This is a genomic window from Levilactobacillus humaensis (assembly GCF_024345185.1).
GTDB lineage: Bacteria > Bacillota > Bacilli > Lactobacillales > Lactobacillaceae > Levilactobacillus > Levilactobacillus humaensis.
The window spans coordinates 1-18790 of record NZ_BROB01000031.1 but is presented as its reverse complement, the minus strand read 5'-3'; the positions used below and the strand labels follow the sequence as shown (position 1 = coordinate 18790).

At 48.8% G+C, this 18790-nt stretch carries 14 protein-coding genes and 1 CRISPR repeat array (1 of these 15 cut by a window edge); of the genes, 6 read left to right on the top strand and 8 right to left on the bottom strand.

What is annotated here, in order from left to right; genetic code table 11:
- Positions 1-554: direct repeats of the CRISPR family, unit length 28 nt; unit sequence GGATCATCCCCACATACGTGGGGAGTAC (it extends 205 nt beyond the left edge of the window).
- Between the two features lie 477 nt (positions 555-1031).
- Positions 1032-2195, top strand: coding sequence for a DUF2075 domain-containing protein (locus OCU14_RS09480; RefSeq protein WP_261810830.1), 1164 nt, complete (start codon positions 1032-1034; stop codon positions 2193-2195).
- A 95-nt stretch (positions 2196-2290) separates the two neighbouring features.
- Here the strand turns inward: OCU14_RS09480 and OCU14_RS09475 are convergent, their stop codons facing one another.
- The gene (locus OCU14_RS09475; RefSeq protein WP_261810829.1) at positions 2291-4102 is read right to left on the bottom strand and encodes a MucBP domain-containing protein; all 1812 of its coding nucleotides are present in this window, start codon (positions 4100-4102) and stop codon (positions 2291-2293) included.
- 188 nt (positions 4103-4290) lie between these two features.
- On the bottom strand, positions 4291-4455 hold the full coding sequence (locus tag OCU14_RS09470; RefSeq protein WP_261810828.1) for a hypothetical protein: 165 nt from the start codon (positions 4453-4455) through the stop codon (positions 4291-4293).
- A gap of 155 nt (positions 4456-4610) precedes the next feature.
- Between OCU14_RS09470 and OCU14_RS09465 the strand changes: the two genes are divergently transcribed.
- The gene (locus tag OCU14_RS09465) at positions 4611-5039 is read left to right on the top strand and encodes a nuclear transport factor 2 family protein (RefSeq protein ID WP_261810827.1); all 429 of its coding nucleotides are present in this window, start codon (positions 4611-4613) and stop codon (positions 5037-5039) included.
- Between the two features lie 54 nt (positions 5040-5093).
- Here OCU14_RS09465 and OCU14_RS09460 read toward each other — a convergent pair whose 3' ends face one another.
- Positions 5094-6413 (bottom strand): replication-associated recombination protein A, encoded by a 1320-nt coding sequence (locus tag OCU14_RS09460; protein ID WP_261810826.1) that lies wholly within the window; start codon positions 6411-6413, stop codon positions 5094-5096.
- 189 nt (positions 6414-6602) lie between these two features.
- On the opposite strand from OCU14_RS09460, the gene OCU14_RS09455 reads away from it, so the two are divergent.
- Entirely contained in the window at positions 6603-6791 is a 189-nt protein-coding gene (locus tag OCU14_RS09455) for a helix-turn-helix transcriptional regulator (protein ID WP_125545623.1), read from the top strand.
- A gap of 3 nt (positions 6792-6794) precedes the next feature.
- Positions 6795-7325, top strand: coding sequence for a DUF3278 domain-containing protein (locus tag OCU14_RS09450; protein ID WP_261810825.1), 531 nt, complete (start codon positions 6795-6797; stop codon positions 7323-7325).
- A gap of 104 nt (positions 7326-7429) precedes the next feature.
- Here the strand turns inward: OCU14_RS09450 and OCU14_RS09445 are convergent, their stop codons facing one another.
- From OCU14_RS09445 to OCU14_RS09425, 5 genes are all read right to left on the bottom strand, one after another.
- Positions 7430-8134: a class A sortase gene (locus OCU14_RS09445; protein WP_261810824.1), complete on the bottom strand. Its 705-nt coding sequence runs from the start codon at positions 8132-8134 to the stop codon at positions 7430-7432.
- A complete protein-coding gene (locus OCU14_RS09440; protein ID WP_261810823.1) occupies positions 8135-8917 on the bottom strand; it encodes a class C sortase in 783 nt (260 codons plus the stop codon).
- A 42-nt stretch (positions 8918-8959) separates the two neighbouring features.
- Positions 8960-10459, bottom strand: a complete 1500-nt coding sequence (locus OCU14_RS09435; protein ID WP_261810822.1) for a SpaA isopeptide-forming pilin-related protein — start codon at positions 10457-10459, stop codon at positions 8960-8962.
- A gap of 4 nt (positions 10460-10463) precedes the next feature.
- The gene (locus OCU14_RS09430; RefSeq protein ID WP_261810821.1) at positions 10464-12992 is read right to left on the bottom strand and encodes a SpaA isopeptide-forming pilin-related protein; all 2529 of its coding nucleotides are present in this window, start codon (positions 12990-12992) and stop codon (positions 10464-10466) included.
- Between the two features lie 418 nt (positions 12993-13410).
- Positions 13411-13770 carry a zinc-ribbon domain-containing protein gene (locus OCU14_RS09425; protein ID WP_261810820.1) on the bottom strand — a complete coding sequence of 120 codons (360 nt, stop codon included), beginning with the start codon at positions 13768-13770 and terminating at the stop codon, positions 13411-13413.
- Positions 13771-15088: 1318 nt separating this feature from the next.
- Between OCU14_RS09425 and OCU14_RS09420 the strand changes: the two genes are divergently transcribed.
- Both OCU14_RS09420 and OCU14_RS09415 read left to right on the top strand, forming a co-directional pair.
- Positions 15089-18193 (top strand): SEC10/PgrA surface exclusion domain-containing protein, encoded by a 3105-nt coding sequence (locus OCU14_RS09420; protein WP_261810819.1) that lies wholly within the window; start codon positions 15089-15091, stop codon positions 18191-18193.
- A 160-nt stretch (positions 18194-18353) separates the two neighbouring features.
- The gene (locus OCU14_RS09415; protein ID WP_261810818.1) at positions 18354-18656 is read left to right on the top strand and encodes a hypothetical protein; all 303 of its coding nucleotides are present in this window, start codon (positions 18354-18356) and stop codon (positions 18654-18656) included.
- Positions 18657-18790 lie beyond the last annotated feature (134 nt).

The following is an 18790-nucleotide window of genomic DNA, read 5'->3' as shown; positions in this document are numbered from 1 at the left end:
AGTACAGTCATAATTGGCAGCGACGTTTGGCAGGATTTGGATCATCCCCACATACGTGGGGAGTACTCCTTGACACGTAAAGTCTTGCGATTAATTTCGGGATCATCCCCACATACGTGGGGAGTACCACCGTCATTAATTTTTTTAATCAATAAGCAAGGGATCATCCCCACATACGTGGGGAGTACTTGATGATTCTATAGTAAGCTAACCACGCTAAGGGATCATCCCCACATACGTGGGGAGTACCTGCTACCGCTAGCCACCGCGGATAATTCCACAGGATCATCCCCACATACGTGGGGAGTACCATTTCCTGCCCAACATCCCATCAGTAAGAATAGGATCATCCCCACATACGTGGGGAGTACAGAAAACTGTTGTGCATGGTGACGATACCGCGAGGATCATCCCCACATACGTGGGGAGTACTTAGACGCGATTTTATTGGACTTGGGGCACACGGGATCATCCCCACATACGTGGGGAGTACTAGCACGCAGGAGTATCTCACACAATCCTACTAGGATCATCCCCACATACGTGGGGAGTACACTAAAGAATCCCTGTTACACCAACGTTTCAATTTTTCAAAACGGTCCATTTTGTTTAGTTTACATCTCAATATTTACTTGTTTTTTTAAGCATACCTTAGCGATAACTCTCCAACAATAATTGATTTGGTCCTTCACCCTAGAATCGTTCGCATAGGATTAGTCTCTAAATATGCGATCAATACATACCTTAAATTTCCTGATTTAATCCCTACCTGGTTTTTCAAACAAAATACTCTAGACGAATAACATAAGTCCATCCTTTTTCACCCAAATCCCATAAGCTCATTTAACAACGGCTCCTCGCCAACACCCATCCCCATCACTCTCTATTCATCCCCAAAATATGATATAATCACCGCTGAAAGTAAATTCAAGATGGTCCAGCCGCCGCTAAACTGGACGCCCCATTTTTCGAAATTTACCAGGCGCCTAATGCCCAAATGACGCTAAAAAAATTAAATTAGGAGCCCTACCATGAATGAAATTCTAAAAGCTCAGTTCTTCGTCGACGACCTTTCCGACGACCAGAAACGGGTCATCACCAACATCAACGACTACATCAAGCAAGGCCTGCAAAACACCCCGTCTTCCGTCGCCATTATCGAAGGCGCTTCGGGAACCGGGAAATCGGTTGTCCTGATGGAACTGGTTCGCCAATACATGACCGACAAGCGCTACAAGACCTCACTGGTGGTTAACCACCCCGAGTTGTACAAGGCTTACCAGGACATTGCCGAATCAATTCCCAACATGAAGGTCAACTCGATTCGTCGGCCAACGTCGCTGATTAACTACGCGCAAAAGAATCACAAGAAGTACGACATTATTTTCGTCGACGAAGCGCACCTGCTCTACTCGAAATCAGAACCCTACGCCCACTACCGCGGCCAGAACCAACTGACCGATCTGATGGATCTAGCCAAAGTCGTTGTCGTCGTTTACGACTTCGATCAGGTCTTCCAATCCAAGATGTATTGGGACAAGGACCTCCTATTCAAGACGATCGGTTCTCATCCCCACAAGTCGTTCAGCATGAACTTCCAGTACCGGATGGTGGCCAGTGACGAGCAGGTGGCCTGGATGGACGATCTGACCGCTGAAAAGCCTCTAAAGCCCTTCCCCGACAACAGTGACTTTGACTTCAAGATGTTCGATACCGCTGGGGCAATGTTCGATACCATCAAGAAGCGCAATAAAGAAGTCGGCATGAGCCGGATGGTTGCCACTTCAGGCTTCCCGCGGATCGACGGCCGACACAACGTTGAAATGGACACCTTCAACCTGCCATGGGACGAATGGGACCCGCAACGGACCCACTGGGCCAAGCGGGAAGGTTCCATTACCCAAGTTGGCACCATCTACACGCTTCAAGGCTTCGACTTGAACTACGTCGGCATGATCATCGGACCTTCGTTTGGCTATGACCCCCAGACGGACACCATGACCATCATCCCTGAGAAGTACTCCCATAAGGAGATCTTCAAGAAGCGTAAGGATATGAAATTCACGCAGGACGAGTACCGGACTTTCATTGCCAACGTCCTGAACGTGCTGATGAAGCGCGGTAAGTACGGCCTGTACCTGACGGCCTACGACGACGCGCTTCGGAAACGTCTGCTGGAAATCACTAAAAAGTAACCTAATCATTAAAAGACACCATGACCGACTTCCCCAAGGAAGCCGATCATGGTGTCTTTTAATGTTTCACATGAAACATTCTAGTTATTTAGTTTCTATTTCTCCAGAACTTTAAACTTGTTTCCAGTGACAAAGGTCCCATCATTTAAGACCAGTCGCGTTGTCAGATGGTAGCGTGCCATCTTCTTAAAATGCAGAATCTTTCCACGTCTAAAGTGCTTAAGTTGATGTTTCAGTGACTTCTCACGATAGGCATTGGTCCCCTGGATAACCAGTACTCGCTTAGGCTTGTGCTGATAGTAAGTATGTACCGTAAAGGCTTGTTTAGCCGTGATATACCCCGTTTTGCCGAAACGCTTCGAATCTGGGGTCACATCCCGAACCAGATAACGCTTTAAACCACGCTTAGACCTTGCCACGCCAGTAATTACAAACTGTGGTCGCCTGGTGCGCCTCTTCTTGGCATAGTAAAATTCTCGAGTCTGTTCGCTAAAATCTGGCGTTTCATAGAGGCCGATCTTCTTCACCGCCGTAATCGCCCGGTCCTTCTTCGCAATCACCTCTGGCTGGCCATGATCGCCACCAGAAGAACTGTTACTCGAATCAGACGAACTCGATGATCCACTATCAGGCGTCGCCGCGGCCACCGCATACATCAGCGTGACACTCTGCGGTTCTGACGTATAAGTTCCCGTCAGCGAGCCCTCACTAGCCTTATCAAATCGATAGCCGGTGATCGTCACCGGTGTCACATGATAGGTCGCCGCCAGCGTTCCCAGAAGCTGCGTATCCGGCTGAATAGTTACCCCACTCCGATCGACATAATGCACCGTGATCGGATTCCCTGGTGTCACGACGGGTTCCCACTGATAGGTCTGATTCCCCGTTATCACTGATTTACCATTGTACATAGCCATTAACTGGGCTGTTGTATAACTCTTCTTATTATCGTCTCCGGGCTTCACGTATTGGTCGTTGGCATTTTCCCAATGGCCGGTGAAAATGGCCTTATCCGTACCATAACTCGTATCGGGTCCCAGTAACTCAGAGTTCGCTAAATTTTCCGCTGGACTAACGGTTAGCTTCTGAATGTGGAGCTTGTCGGCGCCCCAGAATATGCCATCAAGTGGAATCCGTGGCTGCCAATTTCCAATGTTAAGACTTTTAATATTAGCCATCGTCCCAAACATCGCATGAAAACCACCAGGATAGCCACCGGGATATGGCGTTGCATTAACTTTACGAACATCATACTTTGAAACATCTACCGACTCTAGATGCCCCTCAACACCATAAGCATCAAACATATAGCCCATATCTGTAACATTACCCGTGTTAAAGTGTTCATACCCCTTAACATAATGTGCCGCATCAAACATGCCGTGTAAACTGGTCGCCTGACTGGTGTCAAACCCCGAGACGTCAATTTCATCCTGGTCAGTATTGGTAAACATGAAAGCAAAGTTCGTGGAATGGCTCGTATCTAAGTTCTGCCAGTTCCTAATCTGTGGTTGACGACGATTGTTGTTATTTAACAGATTGGCAAATAGAAAAGCGGCATTCACTGGCGTTTTAATCGTCCCATCAAAACTAATCGTCGCCAGGTTCAAATTATTTTCATCGCCACCTTCGCGTATCTGAATCGGAACAAAGGGACTTGTAGCAAATTTGCCATCCGGCGTCGATTCCGGCAAGGTGCCACTCTCAACGTGCAAAACACCATCCGCAGTCAGCTGCCACGGACAGGTTCCTATCGTGCCAGAATCAACCACGGCACTTTCGGCAGCGTGAGCCGTCACGACCGTTCTGCCTATTGGCAACGTTCTGCCTATTGGCAACGGCACTAGAATTCCCCCAACACCCACGATTCCCACAACAATCGCCAACGCAATCAACCTACGTTTCATCCTCAATAACCTCCCATACCACACGTCGCAGAATAATTATCTTCAAACCAAATATAAATAACATTATAAAAGGTTTGCCAGCAGTATTATTCTACCACATCAGAAGGCTATTTAATCGCCATTATCGCTAATATATATTCTTTTATCCATTGTATAAATCTCCTAATACTCGGTTGATTATGCCGCTCTCATTTATCCAAAACATTAAACACAACAAATCCCGCAATCGCATAGCCCACAATCACCACCAATACCACACTGGTCAGAATAACCAACCACCATTGCCGATGCCGAATTCCTGTGACGAGTCCAGCCGCCAACAACAGAATCACCACTAACGCCACAAAAATCATGACCTCGCCCCCTCACTGAAACTTAGTCATCAATCATTATACACACTGCCACCCTAAACAGTGTCCTCCACGCCCGTTAGCAAAATGAACCTTGACTGTAACGCAACGGCACAGTTTACACTAGGTCTATCGAACTTAACAAAGGAGATCAACTCATGGCAATTAAAGATAGCGAATTATCAAAATTAATTATTAGCTTAGAAAAGAATGCCTTAGACAAATGGTTCCAGGGTGACACCTCCGGTTACCTCAACCTATGGTCCCAACAGGACTTCTCCTACTTTGACAGCTTCAAGCCCAAGCGGATCGACACCTACGCTGAAATTAAGCAATTCGTTTTGGCCAATGTGGAGGGCAAGCTCTTCGCTGACACGTATGACTTCGAATCCCCACGCGTTCAGGCAACCGACGACATGGCGGTTCTGACGTATCAATTGTTTGCGAAGACCTCGCTAAACGACATGCGCTACAACTGTATTGAGGTTTTCCAACGTGAGGGCACAACCTGGAAGGTCGTCCACTCAACCTGGTCCGTCATTCGGCCAATGGATACCACGTTTGATAATAGCAAGCCACTCGTTTAATAATTAAATTTAATTATTAAACGGGCACTCGTCATTGACGAGTGCCCTTTTGCTTTACCCATGCTGTTCATGCCAGGCCTTGATCTGAGCTAACCGATCCTTAAATCGGCTTTCACGCCCCTCACTCGTCGGCAAATAATACTCATGACCTTCGACCGACGGCGGCATCGTCTTCATGGTTGTTAACTTATCCTTGGCATAGTGTGCCAGCTCATAATCCTTGCCGTATCCCAGATCCTTCATCAGCTTCGTTGGCGCGTTACGGAGTTGAAGCGGCACTGGGTCATTGGCCGTCTGTTTCACGTCCTTGGCCGCTGCGAGACGGGCCTTATAGATGGCATTAGACTTAGGGGCCAACGACAGATAGGTCACGGCCTCCACCAAATGGATATCACATTCCGGCATCCCCAAAAACTGGCAAGCCTGAAACACGTTAATCGCCACGTTTAAGGCATTGGTGTCCGCCAACCCCACGTCCTCACTGGCAAATCGAACCAGCCGACGGGCAATGTACAACGGGTCCTCGCCACCTTCCAAAATCCGTGAAAGCCAGTAGATCGCCGCATCCGTGTCACTATTTCGCATGGACTTATGCAGTGCGGAAATAATGTTGTAGTGCTCCTCACCATTCTTATCGTAGAGTACGAATTTTTTAGTAATCAACTGGCTCAGATTAGCCATAGTGATCGTGGTGGTTTGATCCACTGGTTCGGCATTTAAGATCGCCATCTCCAGAGTATTCAGCGCCATGCGCGCATCCCCATCGGCGAAGTTCGCGATCGCCTGGATCTCATCCTCACCAATCTTAATGGCCTGTTTGCCGTAGCCAGCGGGATTCGTCAGGGCATTCTTCAGCAACTGAACGATATCCGCTTGTTTCAAGGCTTTCAGCACAAACACCTTACACCGCGAGAGCAAGGCCGAGTTGATTTCAAATGAAGGATTCTCGGTCGTGGCTCCGATGAGGATAATGCTGCCCCGCTCCACGTACGGGAGAAAGGCGTCCTGTTGGGCCTTGTTAAATCGATGAATTTCATCCACGAAGACCATCGTGCGCTGACCAATCTCGCGGTCTAGTTCGGCTTGCTTCATAATCTTTTTAATCTTACTGATGCTACTGTCCACGGCGCTGAAGCTCAGGAAGCTTGACTGTGTCTTGCGCGCGATGATTTCGGCCAGGGTCGTCTTGCCCACACCCGGCGGACCCCAGAAAATCATCGACGAGACCTGATCATTTTCGATGATCTCACGTAAGATCTTCCCGGATCCCAACAAGTGCTGCTGACCCACGAACTGGTCCAAAACCTGTGGCCGGACCCGACTCGCCAAGGGGGTGTTCTCCGGTTGACTCGAGAATAACGATTCCTGTTTCATAAGCGGCCACCTACCTTCTGCCTTTATTCACTGAAGGCTATCCTAAACTATAACGTTGCGTGACAGTCAACCCTAAAAGCACTTTCACGTAAATGTCATATATAGTTGACACGCCGCAATCCGAGCGCTATGCTAATGATGTCAAATATATGTGACATACCAACCACCACTGACCTAGGAGGTGTCGAGTTGAATCGAGTCAAAGAATATCGGAAGCGCGCGGGGATGACGCAATTTCAACTCGCCCAGGCGATTGCGGTTGCGCGCCAAACCATTAATCTTGTCGAGAACGACAAATATAATCCATCACTGGATCTCTGTATCCGTTTGGCCAAGGTCTTAAAAACCGATTTAAATCATTTATTCTGGGAGGAATAGCTCATGAAAAAAGGGGAGAATTTTCGCGATAACATTTTCAAGCATTGGTTCGGCGTTTCCGGGGAATTCGACGAAGACAAGCATCAGGAAGTCAATCGGATTGCGGCAAATGCCTTCATCCTGTACTTTCCCGGCATGCTACTGTCACTCGTGGCCGCTGGGATCTTCGCCATTAAAGATCCCGAAATGACATTGGCCGTTCTACTGCTGGGCCAACTCGGTTACTTCGTTCTCGTCGTCTGTACCTACATCATGTTCGCCTCACGTCGCGCACACCTAACCGATAACGAAATCGACGTCAGTACCAGCAAACAGGCCTACCGCCGGATCGTCCGCAAGGGCCTCTCGACGGGCATCTACTTCGGGTTATTCATGTACCTGGAACAGGCCGTCATGAACCTTTGGTTTGATGGCACCAGTCTGACTCAGTCACTCACCCAATCCCATGTCATCTGGGTCTCCATCTGGAGTGGTGTCGGCATGGGCATCTTGATTGGTATCCAGGAAGTTATTCGCCTCCGCAAGTTTCACTAAAATCCCACACAAGGCAAAAGCATCGAACGACCAGTTAACGGCCATTCGATGCTTTTTTACTGTCTATCAGTTCTGCTTCAATGTTTCACATGAAACATTCTCGGCTACACCGCGACCCGTTTCACGGATTGGAGTTCCCCACGAATCACCAAGCGGTTCTGCTCGCCTCGTTTGGCTGTGGCACAGGTCACCAGCGTCACCAGTTTCTTACCAGGAACATCGTCGATAACCTCGACGTGATAGCGATTCGTCACCCAGACCCGGGTAACCTGATAGCGATACGTCTGTTGCTTATCCGTCAGGTAGATGTTGTTACCCTCTCGCACCCCCGCTAGCGGCGAGAACAGGATGCGCTTGGCAGTCATATAGTGACCGGCCAGGGCGTAATTTCCTTCACCCATCTGCTGGTCAACCTTGAGGGTACCGGCTCCACGGACCAGGACGGCGTCGCTCACGCCCACCCCAATTGGTAAATCCAGGTCAACCGCGGGGACGCGTAACTCGCCGACCGCACGATAGGCACTTTTCCCAAATAACTCCTGTAGCCCATAACGCCCGACCGTGAGCGGCGTTAACTGCGATGTGTTGGCGTAATCGAATGCCGCCGTTTGGCCTCGTGCCGCCCGTTTTTGCGCCTGCTTGTTCGCCTTTTGGACACTCGGGGCTGTCATCTCGTGTCTGGCCTTATCGCCTAAATGGGTCACCGAGAAACTCTGTGTGAGGCCTAGCATCACCAGTCCACAGCCAACCAGGAACATCAGCAGTAGCCCGAAGGACCCCCATTTAACCCAGCGTTTACGAGTTTCCATTTAGAGTTCCTCCTTTGCCTGCCGATTGTACCGGATACCGGCCCAGATCCCCCAAATGAAGAGGCTGCCCACCAGCGTCACCAGCATCACCTTGTACCAGTCCCACACTAGCTTGCCTTCAGGAATCTTTTCGACTTCATTGGGAATCTTGTGCCCCGTCACCAAGAGTCGGTGTGAGTTGACCATATACGGCGTACACGTCATCAGCGTCACCTGGTTTTTAGTGGCGTCCCGTTGGATAGGCCGATGCGCATTGGCCTTCACCTTGCGGATACTCGTTACCTTATAGGTCATCATCCCGTAGGCATTTTTCAGGTAGAACCGGTCGCCCTTTTCAACACGCCAGAGGTCGGTGAAGAGTTGGTTACCCGTCAGGCCCCGGTGCGCCGTGATCAGGCTGTGCTGATTCTTCTTGCCCTGGGGGATGTCCGTTCCCTGAACCAATCCGGCATACTTTTGGAGGACCTTTTCACTCGTTCCTTCAAAGACCGGTAGCTCCACGTCGACGCTCGGAATCGCGACTAAAGCCAGTGGTGTAGTTTCCACAAATCGTTCCGTTCGAGTCTTGAAGGGATCTTTCACCTGCGTCTTATTGACCGTTTCCTGCCGCTGTAGGGCTCGTCTGAGTGCCCTGAGTTGACTAGCACTCGCCGTCTTTAATTGGCTCTTATACGCGGTTAGAACGCCCTCTTGACGCCATTCAGTCACCAAGTTATTGGCGGCTGGGTATCCGACGACACCCAAGCCTAAACAGAAGATGAGAATCGCTAGCCATTTGCGCATGTTAGGGTCCTCCTTCTGCCAATATCTCAGTGACTGTTGCCATTAGTTTGCTTTCCGTTGCCGGTAGTACAGGTAGCCGGCACCACCCATCAGGAGTCCCCCGATGAGTAGGAAGAACCAGATACCCATGCCCCCGGTCGTTGGCAGGAAGCCGCGCCGGATTTTGTCGCCGATACCGCCACTGCCTTCCTTATCTTGACCAGTTGCCACGCCCTTCGTGTTTTTAATTTTCAGCACTTGTTCCTCATTGATTTTAAAGCTCGTGGCACTCTTGAGGAGCGCGTAGCCCTTTGGTGCCTTCGTTTCAACCAGGTTGTAAGTCACCGCGCCGTCCCGCCGGTCGTACACATAAGGGACACCGTCGAAGTCGAACTTGCCATCCTTGTCCGACGTTAAGGCCGTGGCCTTAGATTTATCGCTAACCCACTTGACGAACGTCTGGCCATCGAAGACCGCCCAGAAAATCTTGCCGGCGTGGTCGATCTTTTGAACCTTGAACTTGGCCCCGGCTAGGCCTTTCGCCGTGTCGGTCGCGTCAACCTTTTGGAATTTAGCTCCGCCCAGAATCAGGTGGTTCAGGATGCCAATCTTCGTGCCGCTAATCTTGAAGTCTTTTTCGCTTGGTAACATCTCTTGCGGGTCGACATTTCCGTCTTTATCAACCGTAAACTTCAGGGAAATCTTGTTGTCCTTGTCGCTACTCTGGTGGTACCAAGGATACTTGGCATTTGAGGATTCCGTTAAGACATACACCGTCCCCACTTCCAGACCACCGAATTCGATGTCACCGTTGTCGTCGGTGATTAACGTCCGCGTCTCGCCTTCGCCATCTTCTCGCTCCAGGGTAAATTCAACCTGGCCGAGATCAACGTGCGTGTCGCTGGTTGGTGCGTTCGGGTCGATCCCCACCTTATGAATCTCCGGGTCGACATCTCGTGCGATGAGGTTCTTAGGGTACAGGTGAATCTCTGACTTTTCATTCAGGGGAAGCCCGATAATCATCGGTGCTGAGAGCCCCGTTAAATGGTGCGCTGGTGCCGCCATTTCCATAATCAGGTAGAATCCGCGATTGTTGAGATTGGCAAATGTCAGGAAGCCACTCTTGTCGCTCAACGTCTTAGTTTCTACGGCATCTAGCTTCTTTTCATCAACGAAGGCCTGCTGCGCCTTGAGCACCTCGGCTGGGTCCGTCTTGCCGTCCGTGATGTCATGAATCAACTTGTCTCGTTCCGTGGTGAAGGCGTCGCTTTTAACTTTGCCATTCTCCACGCCCCGATCCTTCAGGAGGCTACTCACGTCGTAGATGCTATAGGTCACGGCCCCATACTTAGTGGCGTCATAGACGGACATGCCACTCTGGAGCGTCAGTTCATCCCCAGTATTTTGCATCATCTCCGTTGATTCATTATCCACCTTGTGCAGTTGAATCGTGACCTTGTCTGGTGCCTTGGTGCTAGCGTGAGCGGCGGTTTGGCCACCTAACGCGAGACCGCAAATCGCGAAGGTCGCGACAATTAGTTGTCGTAATCTCGTGAATTTCATGGCCTTAACCTCCTTCAGGGTGTCTGCGCCAAATTGAGAGAGAAATCAGGATGAGGATGAGCCCACCAGCCAGGAACCAGAAGATACCGTGTCCCCCAGTAACGGGTAGTGTGTACGGGTCATTCGTGATCTGGTCTGGATCTGCGCCCTGCTCCTGTTGTTCCTTGGAAATCTCGAAGTCATGTGAGTCGCCGATGACGTAGCCATCTGGCGCTTGCGTTTCAATCAACGTGTACTTGCCATATGGGAGACCCGTTACCTTGAAGTTCCCGTTTTCGTCACCTTTCAGGCGTGTTGCTTCTGACTGGTCTTCTACCACATCTTTGAACTTGCCCTTGTCGTCAAATGTCAGGTACCGGCCAAGCTCGTTTTCGATAATAAACTCGGCACCAGCCAGTGACTTGTCAGTCGTGCCATCAATCTTTTGAAATTGGTACGTGCCCCGAATATAGTGAGTGACCACTTCATTCGTCTTTTGCCGCCATCCGCGACCGAAGCTAACCATCGCCCGATTCTCGAAAGTTCCGACGAAGTCATCGTCAACATCTGCTGGTATTTGAATGGCAAAGCTTTTGCCATCGAAAATCAATTCTTCGATTTCCGCCTTGGAGAACTTGTACGTTACCAGACCCGTGTCAGAGACAGTGACTTCACCACTTCTTTTAATTGGGTCACCATTCGTGTTGAACAGCTTAATGTCAGCAGCATTAACCGTTAGCCCTGCCGGTAACTGGTCGCGCATCGTAATACTCTTCGGCTTGGCAATCGTTTGGTCCGGAATACTGTACGTCGGCTGGTAAATCGTGTAGACCAGCGTTTTCTGGTCCGCCTCGTCCCGGTCAATCGTCACACCATCTAAATCGTTGTTCTCTAGCTCAAATTCATCGTCCTTGTCGACCGCCTTCGTTGGCGCCGGCGGCTTGAGTGGCGTGAGCATTGCCGTGGAGAATGACTGCCAAGTAAAACCAAAGTCACTTCTCAGTTTGAATGGTTGCTTAACGCCAGTCATGGGGAAGGAAACGGCCCCAAGCTCGTAGTCACTAGACCCGAGGTAGTCACCCCAGTCTGTGTCTGCAGTTTCTTCACCTTTTGGCGAACCAGTACCAGTCCCTTCATACCAACCTTCTGGATGTGGTGTGATGAAGGCCCCCTCAACCCTTTCGGCGTCTAACCCTGAATTGGTACCGGCCCACTCATTCTGATCTGTTCCATAACCGTTCAGTGACCCGAAAGTGAAGTAAGTGCCATATTTGCCATCCTTGTCTGCCCCGGGGAATTCGAGGGCCTTCGTCCAATCCGAGTTGGTAAACGTCATGTCAATGGTGAAAGACTTAATCCCGTTGTAGACTAACCCGGAGTAGAAATTGTTGGGGAAGTCAATGTAGGCCCGTTCGCCCCGGATAGTCGTACTGAACTCAATATTGGAGATTTCAACGATGACCCCCATCTGCTGGTCGAGGTCTGAGTCAGTAGGTGAATCCGTGTACGCTCCGACATTGTCGTAGTAGATGACAAGCTTGTCATCCTTGCTCGGCGCTTTCTCACCATCCATTGAAATCGCATAGGCTGTCGCAGTATCTGATTGCATGTAGGACGAGTGATAGAAGTATTCATAATTATCAAAGTCTTTGTTTACCTTGCCGTAGTAACCTTTGGCCTCGGTATTAGCGAGTTTCTTGGTTATTTGCTTAACGCCATCGTGCTCTAGTAAGCTCCCACCAATCAGTAAATCACTGGACCAGCTATTCGATTTTACCTGTGCCCGGTTAATCTTGATGGCGTCATCTTCAGTGGGAATAGCTGGCAGGGCGTCTTGTTCTTCTGAACGATGGTTATTAGCAGTCTTCACTTTTGTTTCCGTCTTGTCATTGTCGTCTGCTGTCGTCACTTTTTCAACAGTCTCTGTAGCTTTCTTGCTGTTAATAGTCTTGCTGTCGTCGGCCGCGCTCACGTCCGCACTACCCGCTGTTTGCGAGTCTACCCGTGAGTTGTCAACAACTTTACTAGTCTTCTGCTTTTTAGTCTTTTCGACTTTTTCGTCATCTTCATCCGCGATGACCTTGATTCGACGAAGCTTGTATTCTTCCGTCGAATCGGCAACGCGTAACTCAAGTTGGAACTTCGCGATGAGGAGGGGGTCAGTTAACTTCACTGGTACCAGCACCTTCACCTGTTGTGTTTCTTCTTGATCGTTATTGAGCAAAAGACGGTGCTTTTCATCAACTTCTGCCGTAATGTTGTCGACCTGGCCATCTTCAGCCACTTCCAGGTCAGTGATTTTACCTGGTTCTAGTTTAGCCTGGTCCTGTTCGGCCAGCGTGATGACCGTTTCCCCCGCGGGGAGCGTCAGGTCCAGTGCCAGTTGTAAATCCTGTGGCTGGTGGCTGGTCACTTCTTTTGCAACTCGACCCGTCTGATCCTGGAGAGTTGCCTTATTCATGACCGGGCCCCGCTGCTGCGCCTGGATGCGCAATAACGATGTTAAACCAACGAGACAAGCGATTATTGAGATAATTCGTAGCCATTTTTTCATGGGGCAATCCTCCATATCCGAGTGGGTTGCGAACTGTCGTTTTCTTGAATAATTCTAGAATAACAGTGAAATGTGAAAAACTTATGAACATCATATGCATTTTATAATAACATTAACATGGTTGTTGTGTTATATATTAAATCTATTGTGTGCACATATACCTTAATGACTTAGTTGTTTCCATTTATTTCTACCATAGAGTTACCGTCCGGATCGGGGGCCAATCAAGACCTGATGACAACTGGCTATCTAACTAGCCAGTCTGCGGGATAACCACGACTATCTTTAGAAAACAAAAATAAAGGCCATCCAGTAGACTTGGACGCCCTTCTTGACTCACCCACCATACCGGCAGGAATCATTTATATCAAAGGCTCTGCGACTGATCTTACCCCAAGCTCAGTCGCTGGCTTTCATTTTACATGGCCCCGAAGAGTCCTTGAGCAAAACCAGTCATCCCCCAAAAGATAAAGATGACAGCCGCGACAAGCAAGACAACCCCTGCCGCCACGTGTTTGTTCCTAATTGTTAAGATCCCTAGGACAATCGAAGCGATCCCAACTAACGGAATAAAGAGTGAAACGACCGCGGATAGCCATCCCCAAAGCAGAAACGCACCAGACTTTTTGCGGGATTGTACTTGTGGCTGAACTGGTGCTGGGCCGGTGGTGTAGCCCCCCATGGGTTGCGCCTGCATCGCCCCACACTTAGGGCAAATCTCCGCATTGATTGCCATCTTCGTGCCACAATTTGGACAAATCTTGGTTCCCTGATCCATAAATCTCTCCTCCAATACATCTAACTTGTCGTCCAGACTTGTGTTTGATGAGCCTTATCCCAGGCGCTAAAGGCTAAATACCCGCAACCGTCGGCGGATGTGCTACACTGAGGCTAATAACCGCCTCGAGTTCAGCCTGACTAACCGGTTAGGACCTTAGACAAAGCTTCACCAAAACACAGACATGGGCGTTGCTCCTATTCTGCTGACGGATAAAGAGCTAGCTTTACCCGTCCATAACGCTTTTTCCAAGCTAAATAACAACCCACGCTGGATCAGGTTGCTAGTTAACTCAAACCTTCTCATGTTACCGATGTTTCAGCCCGACGTCCGTCGGGAATACTTCAGCAATTCCAAATGATATTGGATCACCCCCAATGACTTGGGGAGTGGCTATGAACAAATAATATAACATATCGTTTGGAATTGCAAGTTCGGTCGTCAATTCTGAGAATATTCGCGTGGATTGGGTAGGCTCCCCCAGGAGAATGGCTACCCTCAATCCCCTATCTTAGGCAGAGACAAGTTCCAGATGCCATCATTCTCATTTAAAAAAACATAATAGAAACAGCAAACGGTCGTCCGGAAATTTTGGACGACCGTTATTTAGATCACAGTTATCAGTTCAGGCAACATCTAAGACAGAGCCCACCAACAATTGATTTTGCGAGCAATACTTGCCATCGCATTAAATTCCTCCTCCACATCTCAGCTTTTTCAGTCCTGATGGCATCGGTCAGCTTGATGAGTAACATCTACCATCCACTATCAAATCCCGACGCCAAAATGTCCGGCCGTCACAGGAAGTCAGCCCTTTACTATCACGGTTTAGCTTTCCCAATCCCACACAACTGGTCAGAATCCAGTCTCCACACGCCTTTCCGGGCCATATAGCTCAGACTAATCGTAAGCAGTCCTGGATGCTAATACTTCAAACGGTGACAAAAACACCGTGTTTATTATGAGGAATAAAAGGTGTAGACTGAGGGTAAAATATATTTATCCAAGAATAGATATACAGTGCAAATGTTTTTAGTCCCTAAGTTAGCCAGAACGGCAGCACGATGACCATCTCAGAATCTCGACTAGGACGCCGGTAGTCATGACGACTAACACCCTCAAATAAATTTTTCAGGTACTGCTAATGACCTTGTCCTGTAACTATCGAAATCAGGATCATCATGACATTAGAAAGTTAGTTGGATTTTTTCATATTTTTTTGTAACCGCTAACATCGTTAATTGATGGTGTTAGTGGTTGCTATCTGTCCCACATAGTAAGTTTTATATACTTTTATTTCCAAGGGAGATTATCTTTTATGAAAAAGACTATTCAGATTGTCGCGGGAACAACCGCCGTTCTGGCCGGTACTGTTCTGACCAGCAACGTGATCGCTAACGCCGACACCACGCCCACTAGCAGTGACACGACTACTGTTAACCAAGGGTCACAAGACGAGTTAAACCCACAAGTTGAGGCTTCACCAGAAGTCCAGACCGCCAGCAGTGCAGCTGACTCAGCGGCCGCAGCCGTCACAGACGCCGAGAATGGCGTTACCAAGGCTAGTTCCGATGCCGAATCGGCCTCATCCACTGCCGGACAAACGTCACAAGCCGTAGCTAATGCCGAAAAGGCCCTTAGTGGCGCGACCGATCAGCAAACTAAATCTTCTGACGCTAAGTCAGAAGCTCAGACAGCTTTAGATAAAGCCCAGGGCGATGCAAAAACAGCCAATAGTGCCAGTTCGACTGCCGTCCAAGATAGTTTAGCCGCCGAGGAGTCCACGAAGGCTGCCCAATCCACTGCCAGTAGTGCAGCCTCAGTTGCTACAGCTGCTAGTTCAACCGCGACAAGTCTTAGCACAGCTGCTTCTGATGCCACGCCGGCTAATATTAACGATTTGAACCAACAAATCGCAACACAAACCGGTATTGTCGACAAAGACAACACTGACGTTAAACAAACCAATTCCGATATTTCTACACAAACTACAGCAGTCGAAACTGCCAATACCAATCTTACTGCTGCCAATAAAACAGCTAGTGACAAGGCCCTCGCTTTGCAGGAGGCTAAAGATGCCTTAGCTAAAGCACAAACTGACTATGCTAATGCACAAACTACCGCAAACAGCACAGATGCTGCTATGAAGGCTGCTGAGGCAGATGTGGATACTGCATTAAACAAGTTTAATGATGCCACCGCACAAGCTAGTCAAGCCAATGTTGCTCTCAAGGCCGCGAAAGCTGCTGAAAGTAAGGCCAATGATGATGTCATCGCAAAGGCCTCGGCAGCTTCTTCCTTGGCTCAAGTAGCAGCGGACGCTGCGACTGCACAAACCGCTGCAAAATCAACAGCTGATTCACTTTCAGCACAATTATCTTCAGCTGAAGTAACTCTAGATTCAACTAGAAATAAGATTACAGTTCCAGCAGATTTTACAGTAGCTGCTTTACAGGCATGGGCAACCGCTAATAATAACTATAATGATGCCCACAATGCTTACAGCAATGCACTTGTTACATTCTATGCAGTAAGCTCTGCCACCCCATCATCGGCTACCGCTGAACAAACTGCTGCATTTGCTGCTGCTCAAAATGCCGTAAATACTACTAATGCAACATTTACCGAAGCAATAAGTGCGCAGGACGATGCCACTAAAGTTCTTACCACGGCAAGTCAACAAGGCTTGACTGATAATATCTATGTTTCCAGCCCAACAGATGCGGCAATTACTTATACCAATGCAGCATCGCTCTCTGATGATCAATACCAAGACTTAGCTAGATATGCGACGACATTAATTAATCAAGTACGGTCACAGCTTGGTGAGCCATCTGTGACGCTAACCACAACAATGATGGACTTCGCTAAAACCATTGCAAATCAATATGGTACCGATAACTGGTCCATCAGCGACAAAGGCTATGATGTTTCTGCAATCAATTCAGCCGCTAGTCCTTTGGGATTAGCTACTAAAACAGGAGCTAATTATTACGAAAATGCCCCCACAGCACCCTTGACCAAAATTACCAGTATCGATGGAGTTAAGGAAGCCATTTACAACTCAATTGAAAATATGCTTTTCAATGATGCTGATAAGGCCTATGCACATACCAATTCCTTAATTGGAATTCTGGACGACGGTTACAGCAACGATTACTTTGGTCTCTCAATAGATTCGCTTAATCAATTACATTTTGAACAGGTTTTAGACAAGTCAGACTACATTCTTGACCCGACCAAGTTTGATACATCTGCCGATACAGTCATCGCAACACCTGTAGTCGATAGTGATGCTGCTCAACAAGCTGTCACTAACTTAAACTCCCAGATTAGTGACCAACAAAAGGTTCTAGACCAAGCAAACACGGACGCAGAAACTGCCCAAACAAGCTTAAAAACAGCTAATGATGCCTTATCCGATGCTAAAGTGACTCAGACAAATGCTAACAGTTTGGCCTCTGACGCACAGATTGCTGCCAACACAGATAATACTGCAATGGATGCCGCTTCAAGTGCCGCCACTGAAAAACAGACTGTGCTTGCAAAGGCCACAACTGCCTCCGACAATGCCAATAACGATTTAACTATAACCAAAGCAGGTGCCGTTTCAGACGCTCAGACAGCCGTAACCGCGGCAAGTAGTGCAGCAGAAGTAGCCACTGAGGCAGCTTCTGATGCGCACACCAAAGCCCAAATAGCTCAAGATACCTTGGATACATCAAAAGCAAAGTTGCCTGACCAAGAAACTCAGGCTAAAACTGATCAACAAACCCTTGCTGATTTGAAAGCAAAGCTGAGTAGCTACACCAAGGCAGCATCAGACGCAGCCGCAGCACAATTAACCGCAGATAGTACAGCTGTAGTTAGTTCCCAAGCGGCTACTGATGCTCAAACAGCAACCAAAAACCAGGCAGCTCTTGCCGCCAACGTCACAAAGACTTATGAAGCTGCTTCTATAGCCGATAATGCCTTAAAGGCCGCTCAGAATACGTTTGATACGGCATCGAGTGCTGCTAGTATTGCAGACACCGCTGTCACTACTGCCAAAGGTGTCCTCAATGACGCTAAGACTGCCAACTCCGTAGCGACCTCGACGTTCGACGAGGCTCAGAAGACCTTATCCTCAGCCAATGCCACCCTCGATCAGGCTAAGCTAGACAAGACTGCCGCTGACCAAAAATTGGCCACCGTTCGTCAAAAGGTCTTGGACGATCTGATTGCCGCAAATAACAATCACAATAACGGCGGTCAAACCGGGGCCACGACGCCGACTCAGCCAGCCACCCCTGGAACTGACCCGACAACAACAGATCCCACTGACAAGCCAACCACTGACCCGGCTAAGAAGCCCGCTAAGACGGTTAAAAAGACCACTAAGATCAGCCAAGAAGTCTACCAAAAAGGCCACCACGGCCGATAAGAGGGCAAAAAAGGCTACTGGGGCTTCAACCAGCACTGGCCGCCATGCCGCATTAACGACTTCTCGTTCCGGAAATTACCAAGGGACATCCATTTTAGCCTTTGCCGGTAACCAAGCCCAAGGTGCCCTGAGCGCCGTCATTCCAGCTGTCAATAACGGTTTGGACCAACTCACTGGAACGACGGTTGCGAAGGCCGCTACGACCGATACCACGTCCAAGAAGTCTGGTAAAGACACCACTTCTAAGAACAAGGCCAAGTCGAATAAGCAGTCCAAATCAAACAAAGATAATTCAACGACTAGCAATACAACGCAACAAGCCGCTGCTCCTAAACACAATGAATCAGTCGCTAACAAGGCTAATGACAAGCGCCAGCTCTACATTTTAGGTGGTGTCGTCGCCATTGCCGCAGCTGCCTTCTTCTGGTTCTTCGGCGCACGCCGTCGTCGTAATCAAGACTAATTCGGTGATACTCAGTTATCATTAGTTATCAAAGACCTCCTCACTAGGAAATCAACTTGCTATAGTCCCCTTGAGGTTGACAGATGAAAAAGTATAATTCATCTGTTAACTTTGAGGGGACTTTATTATGCCTA